The sequence below is a fragment of the Flavobacterium gawalongense genome (assembly GCF_007097265.1).
GTDB classification, from domain to species: domain Bacteria; phylum Bacteroidota; class Bacteroidia; order Flavobacteriales; family Flavobacteriaceae; genus Flavobacterium; species Flavobacterium gawalongense.
Genome location: NZ_VJZP01000008.1, coordinates 114,669 through 130,448, shown reverse-complemented (window position 1 = coordinate 130,448; position 15,780 = coordinate 114,669). Strand labels below are relative to the sequence as shown.

At 34.3% G+C, this 15,780-nt stretch carries 10 protein-coding genes; 2 read left to right on the top strand and 8 right to left on the bottom strand.

What is annotated here, in order from left to right; all coding sequences use genetic code 11:
• Positions 1–12: 12 nt before the first annotated feature.
• A complete protein-coding gene (yidD, locus tag FNW38_RS06735) occupies positions 13–261 on the top strand; it encodes a membrane protein insertion efficiency factor YidD (protein WP_143387759.1) in 249 nt (82 codons plus the stop codon).
• Positions 262–326: 65 nt separating this feature from the next.
• Positions 327–1,259: a prolipoprotein diacylglyceryl transferase gene (gene lgt / locus FNW38_RS06730; protein WP_143387758.1), complete on the top strand. Its 933-nt coding sequence runs from the start codon at positions 327–329 to the stop codon at positions 1,257–1,259.
• Positions 1,260–1,343: 84 nt separating this feature from the next.
• Here lgt and FNW38_RS06725 read toward each other — a convergent pair whose 3' ends face one another.
• From FNW38_RS06725 to FNW38_RS06690, 8 genes are all read right to left on the bottom strand, one after another.
• Entirely contained in the window at positions 1,344–3,623 is a 2,280-nt protein-coding gene (locus tag FNW38_RS06725) for a T9SS type B sorting domain-containing protein (RefSeq protein WP_143387757.1), read from the bottom strand.
• A 236-nt stretch (positions 3,624–3,859) separates the two neighbouring features.
• Positions 3,860–4,375, bottom strand: a complete 516-nt coding sequence (locus tag FNW38_RS06720; protein WP_185963103.1) for an acyloxyacyl hydrolase — start codon at positions 4,373–4,375, stop codon at positions 3,860–3,862.
• 494 nt (positions 4,376–4,869) lie between these two features.
• Positions 4,870–7,839 (bottom strand): protein translocase subunit SecDF, encoded by a 2,970-nt coding sequence (gene secDF / locus FNW38_RS06715; RefSeq protein ID WP_143387755.1) that lies wholly within the window; start codon positions 7,837–7,839, stop codon positions 4,870–4,872.
• A gap of 226 nt (positions 7,840–8,065) precedes the next feature.
• Complete coding sequence (mdh, locus tag FNW38_RS06710; protein WP_143387754.1) at positions 8,066–9,001, bottom strand: malate dehydrogenase; 936 nt, start codon at positions 8,999–9,001, stop codon at positions 8,066–8,068.
• A gap of 93 nt (positions 9,002–9,094) precedes the next feature.
• Positions 9,095–11,038 carry a DNA topoisomerase (ATP-hydrolyzing) subunit B gene (gene gyrB, locus FNW38_RS06705; RefSeq protein WP_143387753.1) on the bottom strand — a complete coding sequence of 648 codons (1,944 nt, stop codon included), beginning with the start codon at positions 11,036–11,038 and terminating at the stop codon, positions 9,095–9,097.
• A gap of 286 nt (positions 11,039–11,324) precedes the next feature.
• Positions 11,325–12,941: an asparagine synthase B gene (gene asnB / locus FNW38_RS06700; protein ID WP_143387752.1), complete on the bottom strand. Its 1,617-nt coding sequence runs from the start codon at positions 12,939–12,941 to the stop codon at positions 11,325–11,327.
• A 350-nt stretch (positions 12,942–13,291) separates the two neighbouring features.
• On the bottom strand, positions 13,292–14,968 hold the full coding sequence (gene asnB, locus FNW38_RS06695) for an asparagine synthase B (RefSeq protein ID WP_143387751.1): 1,677 nt from the start codon (positions 14,966–14,968) through the stop codon (positions 13,292–13,294).
• A 239-nt stretch (positions 14,969–15,207) separates the two neighbouring features.
• Positions 15,208–15,657, bottom strand: a complete 450-nt coding sequence (locus FNW38_RS06690; RefSeq protein ID WP_143387750.1) for a hypothetical protein — start codon at positions 15,655–15,657, stop codon at positions 15,208–15,210.
• Positions 15,658–15,780 lie beyond the last annotated feature (123 nt).

Sequence of the window (15,780 nt, the reverse complement as noted above, 5' to 3'; positions counted from 1 at the left end):
AAAACCTAAATCATGCTATCAAGAATCCTTATTTTTCCATTTGTGCTACTTGTTCGGTTTTATCAAACCGCAATATCACCTTTTACTCCTGCTGCGTGTAGATTTGAACCTACCTGCTCTTCTTATATGATAAAGGCACTCCAAACACATGGATTATTTTATGGTGGATTTTTAGGCATAAAAAGGATTATGAGTTGTCATCCTTGGGGAAAAAGTGGTTACGATCCTGTTCCCGAGAAAAAGTGCAATCATAAACATTAACTTTTTTTAAATACGAAATTTACTTTAAATCTTTATTTTTACAACAAATAAAAAATTCAACAATAATGACACACGCTTTAAACATCGTTTGGAATCCATCAGAAGGTATCGATTTAGGTTTTTTCATAATTCGTTATTACAGCTTAATGTTTGTAATCGCTTTTGGATTAGGCTGGTACATTATGAAAAACATCTTTGAGCGTGAAGGTGAATCCATAGAAAAATTAGATTCCCTTTTTATCTGGACTGTGCTTGCCACTTTAATTGGTGCACGCTTGGGCCATGTTTTCTTTTATGATTGGGAATATTATCGCAATCATTTAATGGAAATAATTCTGCCATTTCGATTTTCTCCTAATTTTGAATTTACAGGCTATCAGGGTTTAGCGAGTCATGGTGCTGCTATATCAATAATAATTGCAATGTACTTTTATAGTAAAAATATATTAAAAAGACCTCAATTGTGGATTTTAGACAGAGTCGTTATACCTGTTGCCAGCGGAGCTATTTTTGTAAGACTAGGAAATTTTTTCAATTCGGAGATTGTAGGGAAAGAAACGACATCTGCATTTGGAATTCGATTTATCCGTGATAAATTTAGCCCAAGAGATGCTGTCAATGCAACTCAAATAGCGAATCCAAACGAGGCTTACCATGCTATTGCGACTGATCCAAAGTTTGCAGTATTATTAGAACAAGTTCCTGCAAAACACCCTACACAACTATATGAAGCATTTTGCTATATTTTTGTATTTGCCATATTATTTTTCTTGTATTGGAAAACAGAAGCAAGACTCAAATCTGGATATTTATTTGGTATGTTTCTAGTCCTTTTATTTTCTGTACGTATTGTAGTAGAATCCGTAAAAGAAAGTCAGGGTGGTTTTGAAAATGAGTTAGGTTTGCTTTCTACAGGACAATGGCTAAGTATTCCTTTTATTCTAATAGGATTATATTTCATTTTTACAGCCGAAAAGCCTGTTAAAGTAGAACATTAAACCCTTTTACCATATTGTCTAGTCCTAAAAAAACGATACAGGATTAATAAAAAAGCTTCCAAAATATCTGGAAGCTTTTTTATTTTATCTTTTTAATGAAAAATGGGACTTAAATTTTTTAGGAATGTTTAGTTCCGTATAATCAACAGTGAACCAATAATCATTTGCAGGCATTGGTTGTCCAATATACGTTCCATCCCAACCTGGACCACTCGGTCTAATTTCCTTTAAAAGTTTACCATAACGATCAAATATTAGAATTTTGGAATTGGATTGAGCCTGTAAACTAAAAATATTCCAAGTATCATTATAGCTATCATTGTTAGGCGTAAAAAATCTAGGATAATCAATCACCAAAACATTATACACCGTTACTGAAGAACTGCAACCATTTTTATCCTGTACCGTAATGGAATGTGTTCCCAAAGAAACATTTTCGAATACTGGACTTTCCTGAAACGGCCCATCATCTAATTGATACAAATTTTCTCCATTACCGACTACAACAACAGTTAGCACTTGATTTTCAACAAAAGCCTCTGTAACAGTCCAATTTATACTTGTAATAGTATTAATAGGATTTACTGCAATTGATTGTGTAACTGTTGTAGCGCATTGCCCTGGATTGGGCGTAAAGATATAATCACTAGTTCCTAAAATCGAAGTACCAACAGTTGCCGGACTCCATGCTCCCGTTATTGCAGGAATATTCGAAGAACTTGTTGGCAAAACCAGTACTGGATCATTTTCACAAACAGTCGTTGGAATAGTGGTAAAAGTTGGCGTTCTTAATAGATTCACCGTAATCGTTAAAGTAGTTGTAGTTGCACATTGACCTGAATTCGGCGTAAAAGTATAGGTTGTGGTAGCCGTATTATTTAAGGCCGGAGACCATGTTCCTGTATAACCATTATTAGAAATTGTTGGCAAAGGAGCCAAAGGTGTGCCTGTACAAATTGGAGGAACCGCAGTAAATGTTGGAGTAGCATTTGGCGTAACCGAAATAGTCATCGTAGTGGTAGTTGCACATTGTCCCGCAGTTGGAGTAAAAGTATAGGTTGTAGTAGCCGTATTATTTAAGGTCGGAGACCAAGTCCCCGTGAATCCATTGTTTGAAGTTGTTGGCAGAGCCGCAAGTGCAGTACCGGAACAAATAGCTGGAACCGCTGTAAAAGTTGGTGTTATATTTGGATTAACAGTAATAGTTACTGTTGTAGATGGACTTGAAACACATTGACCCGCATTGGGGGTAAAAGTATAAGTAGCAGGTCCCAAAACAGATGTATTAACAGTTGCAGGACTCCAAGTACCAGTTATTGGTGTGGCGTTTGAAGAACTTGATGGTAAAGTCGGTGCGGATACATTTTGACAAACAGTGGCTGGAATAGTTGTGAAAGTTGGTGTTGCCAATGGTACAACTGTTACCGGTAGTGTTTGGGTTGTAGCACAAGGAAATAATATTGGATTTGGAGTAAACACATAACTTCCGCTTGTTGTATTATTTATTATTGCTGGAGACCAAGTTCCTGTAATTCCGTTTGGCGATATAGTTGACAAAATTGGCGCTAAAGTTCCTGAACAAAAAGGTGCTATTACAGGAAAATTAGGGGTTATAGTTGAACTCCCACAAGGTACATTACAAGTTATAGTTTGTGATGGGACACATGGAAATGTTGCTGCCGATAATGTTAATGTTGCAGATTGCCCAGGCAACATTCCAAAAACTTGTTGATGTGATACTGTTGTATTTCCAGTGACAATAGGACCTCCCTGAATTGAGTATGAATAATTATAAGAATTATTATTAATCAAAGGATTATTTGCCCAATCAAACATAACGGAGCTATTTTTATCGGCTGGCAAAACTTGTGAAGGATCACACCTAAAAAGTAAAATAACTGCCCCATTATCGGCTACCACAATAACATCAATTTTAGAACGGGGGCTTTCAATACCTCCGACAGTTTCACTCACATAATACGATGTCGTTCCTACAGTAGCTGTTGAAGGTATTGGTGCAGAAGGAAATTCATTCCCTAATGTTAGTGCATCGTACCATCTAAAAGTTCCTCCAGCCGAAGGAGTCGCTGTTAATGGTACTGCGGGACTATTTTGACATAGATAAATAGGTGTAGTAACGGTTGGTGGGGCAGTAGCGAAATTTATACTTTCATTTATCAGATTGCCATTTTTTAAAGTATCTTTAATATTAAAAAAAGAATCTAAAGAAGCAAACAAGTAATTAGAATCCATTCCAATACTCTTACTTCCATAACTACCAATACTATCTTTAGCATAAACACTTATATTTGATAAAATAGTAATCAAAAAAACAAAGACGAAAGACCTGATAAATTTTTCCATTATTTCTGGGTTTTAATTTGATCTAAAATAAAGTAGTGTGCTTTAACAAATATTTAGTAAATATATAAAATTTGATACTTTGATAATATAAACTTTCAATAAATATCTAATTACAGGAACATTAACTAATTTTAAAATTCCGCAAAGATTTACAATCATTTTTTTTTCAATATTCCAATTGAGGAATTCTCATTGTATAATCCCAAAAAATTAGATACAATAAATAAAAATAATATCTAAATCGGAAAAGAAAAACCAAATTCAATATTCTTAGTGTTAAAACCAAGGTTTGGACTTTGAAATCCTGCATTAGAAACATGACGAATACTTGGCCTTATATCAAATGTGATTTTATCCATTTTTAAAGAAAAACCTAAGGCTAAAACATTTGAAAAAGCAAAACCTTTAGAAAGTCTCTCCGCATCCTTATCCATAATCATTGATCCTATACTTCCCAACAAGTATATACTAGATGTTTTTGAAATAGGCTTTCTTATAATAAAACCAGCATTCAAAACATATTCTTTTATATTTCTCTTCTTAGCATATGTTTCCCGCTTCTCTATATAATTCTGCTCACTTGGCTGAATAAAATAAATATTCAGAAGCTGATGAGTGGCAAAATTTAGCTCAGGCTGAAGTAATAGTTCGTACTTGAAATCTTTGTCTCCTTTTATAATATAATTGAAATGAATTTTATTATAACTATTTATGACAGTCCGCAATATGTTCCAAAGGATAAAATATGGCACACAGATAACACGGATTGAACGGATTTTGCACAGATTTAAATAACAGTTTGATTCACCAAGTAAAAAAATCCGTGTAAATCGGTATAATCTGTACAATCTGTACAATCTGTGGGCTAATATTTATGCTTTATAAATGTACAAACGACAAAAATTGTATTCGAAATGATTTTAGTCCGCATTACGGATAGTATATAACTATTTGTATGTGAGAAATCACTTTTCTTAATTTCGTTTCCAAACCCATAATAAAAACCAAGCTCCGTTTTATGCTTTATATCTTGAACATAAAAGATGTACAACTAAAAATAATAGTAAAAATAAAAACTGCTCTTTTATACATAAAAGGTGTTTTATTTTTTAATCCGTAAAATTTTCTAAAACTATTCTGTTAAAAATAATCATTTGAAATGAACCCTCCTATTCTGGAGCAAAAAAAAAGATCCAACTTTCGTTGAATCTTTTCTTAAATTATAATTACAATAAAAAAATATATCTTAAACTTCCAGATGTTGTTTTTCTATCAAGTTTTTATCTTCTCTTGAAATTGTATCCACTAATACTGGTGTTGCGATAAACAATGAAGAATACGTTCCTACAATGATACCAACTAACATAGCAAAGATGAATCCTCTTATCGATTCTCCACCAAAAACAAACATGATTAACAATACCACAATCATTGTCAATGAAGTATTGATTGTTCTTGACATTGTTGTATTAATAGATTGATTTACAATTTCAGCAAAAGAACCTTTAGTTTTACCTGCCAAGAATTCTCGAACCCTGTCAAATACAATTACGGTATCATTCATAGAATACCCAATAACGGTAAGAATCGCAGCGATAAAGTGTTGGTCGATTTCCATACCAAAAGGCATGAATTTATAGCATAATGAGTAAATCCCCAACACAAAAATAACGTCGTGTGCTATGGCGGCAATGGCTCCCAAACTGTATTGCCATCTTCTGAAACTAATCATCAAATACAAGAATACTAATACCATAGCACCTAACACCGCCCAATATGCATTGGTTTTAATATCCTCTGCAACTGTTGGTCCTACTTTTGAGGCTTGTAGAATTCCTAATTTTTTACCATCATAAGCATTTACAAATTTATCATAGGTTAATCCCGCAGAAAAATGTTGTTTCAAATTATCATATAACAATTTATTTACTTCTTCATCGGCTTGAACTCCATGCTCTTGTACTTTATACTTTGTAGTAATTTTTAATTGATTATCACTACCAAATACTTTTGCCTCAGCACTTCCGAAAACTTTAGTTAATTCTGCTTTTACAGTTTCAGCTTCAATTGGTTTTTCGAAACGCACTTGAAACGTTCTTCCTCCTACAAAATCCACACCTTCATCCAGACCGTTTGTTGCTAATGAAATTACACTAATAATAACAACAATACTTGAGAATATATAGGTCCATTTTTTCGCTCCTAAGAAATCAAAATGGAAATTATTAAACATGTTTTTAGAAAACTTGGTAACAAAAGTTAAATCATTCTTTTTACTAATATTCCAGTCAATAAATATTCTTGCGATAAAAATAGAGGTGAATAAAGAAGTTACAATACCTATCAATAATGTAGTAGCAAAACCTTTAATTGGTCCTGAACCAAAAATAAACAACACAGCTCCAGTTAAAATGTGCGTAACGTTAGCATCTGTAATTGATGACATAGCACCTCTCCAACTGTATGAAGTTTTAATGGCTTCTTCCAGCGTTTTACCCGCACGTAATTCTTCTTTTGCTCTTTCGTAAATAATGATATTCGCATCAACAGCTGTTCCCATTGTTAAAACGATACCAGCAATACCAGGTAAAGTAAGAACCGCTCCAATACTTGCTAAAATTCCGAATAAGAATAATAAGTTAACTGCTAATGCAAGATTAGCATACCAACCTGCTTTACCATAATAAATCATCATCCAAAGCGATACTAAAAGTAATCCGATAAGAGCTGAATTTGTACCATTATCAATCGCTTCTTGACCTAAGGATGGTCCTACCACTTCTGATTGAACAATATCTGCAGCTGCAGGAAGTTTACCTGCTCTTAATACATTCGCTAAATCTTTTGTTTCTGTGACATCAAAAGCACCTGAAATTTCAGATCTACCACCCGAAATTGGACCGCTAGATACACCGGGAGCCGAATATACAACATCATCAAGAACAATAGCGATATTACTTTTTTGAGTATATGCTCTACCTGTTAATTCTTCCCAAGATTTTGCACCTTGACCATTCATTTGCATAGAAACGGCTGGTTTACCCAATTGGTCAAAAGTATCTTTTGCATCTGTAACCACGCCACCACTCATTGAAGGCACATTGTCTCTATTTCCTTTTAAAGCATACAATTCTACAGCATCAATATCTTTTGCTTTAGCATCTTTAATTGTCATTGGTTTACCCCAAACAAATTTTGCATAACGTTGGTCACCTGCTAATAAAATTCTAATATCAGCTCTTTTCAAATATCCGTTTACAACAGCAGTATCTTTTGGAGAGAAAAGCCCTAAAACTGGACCTCCACCTTGACCGATAATTTTATCCAGTAAAGGATTGTTTCCTTTTTTAGTAGCTGCCGAATCTTTACCATCAGTTAGCAAAGCGCTCAATGAATCTTTTTCTACTGCTTTAGTTTCAACTTTATTGATTTCAGTTTTTTTCAATGACTCATTTGCAGCCATCAAAAAATTTCCTATTTCTTCAATTTTATACGTTTCCCAGAACTCTAATTGAGCGGTACTTTGCAATAATTTTTTAATCCTGTCTACATCTTTAGCACCCGGGAGTTCTACAAGGATTCTTCCAGATTCCCCTAATTTTTGAATATTAGGTTGTGTTACGCCAAATTTATCGATACGTTTTCTTAAAACTCCAAAAGCACTTTCTACAGATTCATCAACTTTTCTTTTGATTACTTTTTTTACCTCTGCATCAGTCATCTGAAAATCTACTCCACCTTCACCTTGCAAACTTCTATTTGCAAAAATATCAGGAGAAGCCAATTTCACAGTCCCATTAGAATTTGATTCAAAAGCTTCGAAAAATGCATCAATGTAAGTTTGATTTCCTTTTTGATTTGCAGTAGCATCAGCCAAAGATTTATTAAAAATTGGATTTTTCGAATTATTAGATAATCCTTTCAAAATGTCTTTAACAGATATTTGAAGTATAACATTGATACCACCTTCTAAGTCAAGACCTTTGTTGATTTGTTTGTCTTTTACTTCATTGAAAGTAAAATCAGTAAATCCAAGGTTAAATACTTTTTCTTTACCAATAGAATCTAAATATTTTACTTCTTTTTCAGGATTTCCACCTGCAAAAGATTTTGCATCACTTTCTACTTTACTAGAAATGAAAGTGAAAGAAAGTTGGTAAATACTTACCAATGCAAATAGAATTGCGAAAAATTTAATAAGTCCTTTATTCTGCATTATTACTAAAAATTAATTATTTTTTATTTATTTATTTTTGCTTTAAACCTTATAGAATAAGCCCTGCCATCGATTTTTGCAACCAAAAAAGAATATCAGGAATTACATCAATTTTTTTAAACCGAGCAAATATATAATTAACGTTAAGATTAACCAATTTATTTATTGATTAATCTCAAAAAAAAGACTGCAAAAGTGCAGTCTTCTCTATTTTATAATTAAAATATTATACCAAAATTGATTTTAAGGCATCATTCATTTGTCTAACTGCATCAGCACTTTTAGCAAACAAAGCTTTTTCTTGCTCATTTAGTTTAATGTCAAGGATTTCTTCCACTCCATTTTTACCAATAATACAAGGAACACCTATACAGATATCATCTTGACCGTATTCTCCCTCAACAAAAACTGAACAAGCGATCATTTTCTTTTGGTCATTCAAAATACTGTCTACCAAGAAAGCAACTGAAGCTCCGGGAGCATACCAAGCTGAAGTTCCTAAAAGTCCTGTAAGCGTAGCTCCACCTACCATAGTATCGGCAGCTACTTTTTGCAACACTTCTTCCGATAGAAATTGAGAAACCGGAATTCCATTATAAGATGCCAAGCGTGTTAAAGGAATCATAGTAGTATCACCATGTCCACCTATCACCATAGCCGAAATATCATTTGCAGGTTTATCTAAAGCCAAAGATAAATACGTTCTAAAACGAGAACTATCCAATGCTCCACCCATACCTATAATTCTATTTTTTGGTAATCCTGTAGATTTCAAAGCCAAATAAGTCATTGTATCCATAGGATTAGAAACCACCACTATAATAGTATCCGGTGAATGCTTCAATACATTTTCAGCAACTGTTTTCACAATTCCTGCGTTGATACCTATTAGTTCTTCACGAGTCATTCCTGGTTTTCTAGGAATTCCAGATGTAATTATCACTACATCACTTCCTGCCGTTTTAGAATAATCGTTAGTAACACCTGATACTTTGGTATTAAAACCGGTATTGGTAGCGCATTGCATGATATCCAAAGCTTTACCCTCAGCAAAACCTTCTCTAATATCCAATAATACTACTTCGCTAGCAATTCCTCTATAAGAAATTACATCTGCACAGGTTGCACCTACATTTCCTGCTCCTACAATGGTAACTTTCATATTTTAAAGTTTATTCGGTTATTTGTTAATTTGGTCAATCTCTAATTCAGCTAATCATTCATTTATTCGAACAAACCAATGATCAAACTAGGTTTATGCATCAATATTTGCATAAACTGCATTTTTCTCAATGAATTCTCTACGTGGTGGTACTTCGTCACCCATTAACATAGAGAATACCCTGTCGGCTTCCGCCAAACTGTCAATAGTTACCTGACGTAAAGTTCTAAATCCTGGATCCATTGTAGTTTCCCATAATTGCTCCGCGTTCATCTCCCCAAGACCTTTATAACGTTGAATTCCTGCACTACCTCCCATTCTTTCATTCGCCTGATCACGTTGTACATCATTCCAAGCATATTCTTTTTTGTTCCCTTTTTTAACCAAATATAAAGGCGGTGCGGCAATATACACGTGACCTTCTTCAATTAATTCTTTCATAAATCTAAAGAAGAACGTCAAGATTAAAGTAGAAATGTGACTACCATCGACATCGGCATCACACATAATAATTACTTTATGGTAACGTAATTTTTCAATATTCAATGCTTTACTATCTTCGGCAGTTCCAATGGTAACTCCAAGTGCCGTAAAAATATTTCGAATCTCTTCGTTTTCAAAAACTTTATGATGCATTGCTTTTTCTACGTTCAAAATCTTACCACGTAAGGGTAAAATAGCTTGAAATGCACGGTCACGACCTTGTTTTGCAGTTCCTCCCGCCGAATCTCCCTCGACAAGATATACTTCACATTTTGCAGGATCTTGTTCAGAACAATCCGATAATTTTCCTGGCAATCCACCGCCACCCATTACGGTTTTGCGTTGAACCATTTCACGCGCTTTTTTGGCTGCGTGACGAGCCTGTGCAGCTAAGATTACTTTTTGAACAATGATTCGAGCATCATTTGGATTCTCCTCCAAATAATTTTCAATCATTTCACTCACCGCTTGACTTACTGGCGAAACAACCTCTCTGTTTCCAAGTTTCGTTTTGGTTTGTCCTTCAAATTGTGGTTCGGCAACCTTTACAGAAATAATTGCTGTCAATCCTTCACGGAAGTCATCTCCTGAAATATCAAATTTCAGTTTATCTAACATTCCCGAAGCATCCGCATATTTCTTTAACGATCTGGTCAAACCAGTTCTAAAACCTTGCAAGTGCGTTCCTCCTTCGTGAGTATTGATATTATTCACATAAGAAAAAATATTTTCCGTGTAGCTTGTATTGTAAATCAATGCCACCTCAACTGGAATTTCTCCTTTTTCGTTATCCATAGAAATAACGTGTGCGATAATTGGCTCACGGTTTCCATCTAAATAGCGAATGTATTCTTTCAAACCTTCATCAGAATGAAATACTTCTGACACAAAATTTCCATCTTTATCTTTTTCTCTTTTATCTGTAAATGTAATTGTGATTCCTTTATTCAAAAAAGACAATTCACGCATACGTGCAGATAAAGTATCGTACGAATATTCAATTGTTTGGGTAAATATGCTAGGATCCGGATAAAAAGTAACAATCGTCCCTCTTTTTGTAGTTACACCGATTTGTTTTACCGGATATAGTGCCTTTCCTTTTTCATATTCTTGCTCGTATATTTTTCCATCACTACTGTGTACTGTAGCTCTCAAATGGTTTGACAATGCATTTACCACCGAAACCCCAACACCGTGAAGTCCTCCGGAGACTTTATAAGAATCTTTATCAAATTTTCCTCCGGCACCAATTTTAGTCATTACAACCTCAAGCGCCGAAACCCCTTCTTTTTTATGAATTCCTACTGGAATACCACGTCCATTATCCTCAACAGAAACAGATCCATCTTCATTTATATCAACTATTATCGTATCACAATGACCTCCCATTGCCTCATCGATAGAGTTATCTACCACTTCATAAACTAAATGATGCAGTCCTCGAACACCCACATCTCCAATATACATCGATGGACGCATTCTTACGTGCTCCATTCCTTCTAATGCTTGAATACTATCTGCTGAATAATTGTCCTTCTTGATTTCTTCGCTCATATATTTTATTCTAAAAAAATGTAATTTTTGTCTAACACGCAAATATATAAAAACGCAAATTATATTACCGTTAAAATCACTTTTTAAGCAGTTAAGTTATTAACATATTGTTAGAAATTTCAATTTCAAAAATCAATGGCAATTTCGAAAAGGACAAAACTCAAACCTTTATAAAAAACAAATTTTCAAAACAAACATTTTACATGTCGCTTTGAAAATTTGAAAATTCCAATTATTTTTTAATTGTTATTGCAATTGTTTTTTGAAATTGATATTGTTGTTTTTTTTAAACCGTAATTCCAGTTTTTGCAATTTCAGTATCTGCCTGAACGTGAGCTGCATTTGCTCTTCCGCTTGGGTCTTGGTTTTCTTGCCATTTTGGAATCCATTTTCTAACGGTTTGCGCTGCACTAAGCTGTGGATAATATTTGTTAAATATTGATCTGTAAAAATACGCTTCTTTTGTAGTTGGCGCATTGTATGGAAATTCTGCAGCCGCACCAGCTAATTGCTCATCCGTTACTTGCGAAGAACAATATTCAATCAATTCATCAATCCAGTTGTACCCTACTCCATCAGAAAACTGCTCTTTTTGTCTCCATAAAACGGCATCAGGAAGATAAGGGTTGTCCGGAGTATCAAATGCTTTTCTTAAAATATATTTTTCTTTTCCTTCGTACGTTTTAGGCATCTTTTCTTCTGCTTTGATACGAACTGCCATATCAAGAAAAGCTTTGTCTAAAAATGGAACTCTAGCTTCTAATCCATGAGCCATAGTTGATTTATCTGCTCTTAATAAATCGGCAGTAAATAATTTCTGAACTCTTTCAATCGTTTCTTTTTGAAAATCTTCTGTTGATGGCGCATTTCTGAAATACAAATACCCTCCAAAAATCTCATCAGCCCCTTCTCCTGAAAGCACCACTTTTATTCCCATATCAGTAATCGCTTTCGACAAAAAATACATTGGTGTACTCGCTCTTATCGAAGTCACATCATAGGTTTCAAGATGCCAAATCAATTTATCTAATATTTTTATGCCTTCTTCAATTGTAAAGTGAATTTCATGGTGTTCAGTACCTAAATAATCAGCCACTTTTCTCGCTGCTGCAGCATCTGGTGCATCAGCATCTAATCCAATAGAAAAAGAATGTAATTTTTTACCGCTTTCGGCCAACAATCTAGAAGCAATTGCTGAAGTCAAAGAAGAATCTAATCCTCCTGAAAGCAATACTCCAATTGGCACATCACTCATCAAACGCTTGCGAGTCGCTTCAGTCAAAGTTTCTCTGATTAAATCTAAATCTAAATCCTGATCTGCTTTTAAATAATCTTCATATTCCGGTTGGTAGTATTTTACAAAACCAGTTTTTTGAGTGTAATAATGTCCCGGAGGAAAAGTAGAAAATGTTCTACATTGATCAGCTATGGGTTTCATTTCTGATGAAAAATAAATTCTTCCCCTTTCATCTAAACCATAATATAAAGGTTTTACTCCCATTGGGTCTCTACCTGCAATAAAATTATCGCCGTCAACTATAACAAAAGCCCAGTCTCCATCAAGCATATTACAAAAATCATATCCAAATTCTTCATACAAATGAACAATAACCTCTGAATCTGATTTAGTTCTAAAAGTGTGGTGCTTCAAAACACCATCTCTCAAAGTTTGATGATTATATATCTCGCCATTATGAACCATATAGGCAGTTTTTGTGCCTTGTATCGGTTGCTTTCCTGAATGCAAATCGACAATAGACAAACGTTCATGACTTAAAATAGAACCCTTTTCCGTAACATGTAAATCACTTTCATCAGGACCACGGTGTCCCATCCTTTTAGAAAGCTCTCTTACTAGTTTTTCATCTTTTCCTTTTCCAATAATGGCTAATATTCCGCACATAACTATATAATTTTATTTTTTTTTCTTATTCTGGTAAGGCAAAGATGCATTAACAGTTACAAATACAAAACACAAAGCCGTATTTTAGTTTAAAATAACAACCAAAAAAAACTTTTTGCACGCAAAATGCAACTTACAAGTTCAAAAACCGAAGCATTACGTTATAAATTGTAAATAAGCACTTTAGAAAAAACCTTATTCCACTTTTACATCTTTCAAAAAGACGTTAAAAAACTTCATATAAAGAATTTTACCGTCAATATTTTTCAGAAAAATGCGGTTTTATTAAACACAAAAAACGCTCTCAAAACTGAGAGCGCTTTTCTATAACTAATTCTAAAAATTATTATTTATGCTTTAACATAAGCGTCATCATGCACACTGGCAACAGCTCTACCTGAAGGATCATTCATGTTCTTGAACGCTTCATCCCATTCTAATGCAATTTTTGTACTACAAGCCACACTTGCTTCCTGTGGAACACATAAAGCCGCAGCATCACTTGGGAAATGATCGTGAAAAATAGAACGATAGTAATACTCTTCTTTAGAAGTTGGGGTTTGCAATGGGAATCTATATTTAGCATTTGCCAATTGCTCATCTGAAACGGCCTCAGCAACTACTTCTTTCAAAGTGTCAATCCAGCTGTATCCTACTCCATCACTAAATTGTTCTTTTTGTCTCCATGCCACACTTTCCGGCAACATGTCTTCAAAAGCTTTACGAACCACCCATTTTTCCATTGGATGTGCTGCATTGATCATTTTATCTTGCGGGTTGATTCTCATCGCCACATCCATAAATTCTTTATCCAAAAACGGAACACGTCCTTCAATACCCCAAGCCGCTAAACTCTTGTTGGCACGCAAGCAGTCATACATATGCAATTTACTTAATTTACGTACGGTTTCTTCATGAAATTCTCTTGCGTTTGGCGCTTTGTGAAAATACAAATACCCACCAAATAACTCATCTGCACCTTCACCTGACAATACCATTTTAATCCCCATTGATTTAATAACTCTCGCCATTAACCACATTGGAGTTGATGCCCTAACAGTAGTCACATCATAGGTTTCCAGACTATAAATCACATCACGAACCGCATCCAAACCTTCTTGAATGGTGAATTTTATTTCGTGGTGAATTGTTCCAATATGTTTTGCTACTACTTGAGCCGCAGCTAAATCAGGAGAACCTTCTAATCCTACTGAAAAAGAGTGTAATTGCGGATACCAAGCATCAGCTACATCATCAGATTCAATACGTTTTTGAGCATATTTTTTGGCCACAGCCGAAGTAATTGAAGAATCCAAACCTCCTGAAAGTAATACTCCGTAAGGAACGTCACTCATTAATTGTCTGTGAACCGCTGCTTCCAGCGCTTCTTTAATGGCTGGAATACTGGTTTCGTTATCTTTTACCGCATCATAATCGGTCCATTCTCTTTTATACCATTGTACAAACTCACCATCTTTACTGGTCATATAATGTCCTGGAGGAAACAATTCGATTTTTGTACAATACCCTTCTAAGGCTTTCAATTCTGAAGCAACATAAAAAGTTCCGTGTTGATCCCAACCAATGTACAATGGAATAATTCCCATGTGGTCACGAGCAACAAAATACTCGTCTTTTTCTACATCATAAATAGCAAATCCAAAAATCCCGTTCATTTCATCTATAAAATGAGGTCCTTTTTCTTTGTAAAGCGCTAAAATAACCTCACAGTCACTTTCAGTTTGAAAGTTGTATTTCCCTTCAAATTGTTTACGCAATTCTCTGTGGTTGTAAATTTCACCATTTGCCGCTAAAACAAGTTGTTTATCTTCACTGAATAAAGGTTGTTTCCCTGAAGCCGGATCAACGATTGCCAAACGCTCATGAGACATAATAGCTTTATCATTACTAAAAATTCCGCTCCAGTCCGGTCCACGATGACGGATAATTTTAGACATTTCTAATACTTGCGGTCTTAAAACTTCCGCTTTTTGTTTCAAATCAAAGGCACATACTATTCCGCACATAACTATATATTTTTATTATTTTATTTATTTTGATAGGGCAAAGATGCGACAACAGTTACATTCCTAAAACACAAATAGTTATTTTAGTTATAAATCAAAAGAAAATACTGTGTTTTACACTTAAATTGTAATCGAAAAATAACAAAAATAGTTTTGAAGTTGAAAAATTTAATTTAATCCCAATCAAAACTGCTTTATTAAAACCTAACGTATCCAAAACAAGCTAAATCAATTGTATTTTATAGAATCTCTTCTATCAAATACTTTGTAGTATTAATCTCAAAAGTAAACCCTTCTTGATTACCCATTAGTTTATTTCCCAAAGGTGATTGTGGTGATAATGCAATAACGTTAATTCCTTCAATGTTAATTTTAGGAAGCGCCACACTCAGGTATAAATAGATTCCGTTCGCTTTTACTAAACTCCCCACGATAATTGTTTCGGCAATTGTGGTAGCATCTATTTTATTTAAAACAGCTTTTTGAGTCAACACTTCTCTAAGTTTACTATTGAGTTTCTCTTGTTCAATATGCATCATAGACAAGGCGGTTTCGTGTTTATCACCAGCAGAACCTTTGGCATCGTTCTTAGAGTCTTCGGTAAGCGCAACAATCATGTCCTTGAAAACATCGATTCGATCCTGAACTAATTGCAGATAATGGGTATGTATTTTTTGTTTGAAAGTCATAGTTAAATGAGAAAATAAAAAAATCACCACAAAAGGCACAAAGGAATTAAAAAAGGCACAAAGATTGTTTCGTTATTTTGAATTATCTTTTTGTGTCTTTTGTGTTAAACTTTGTGCCTTTTG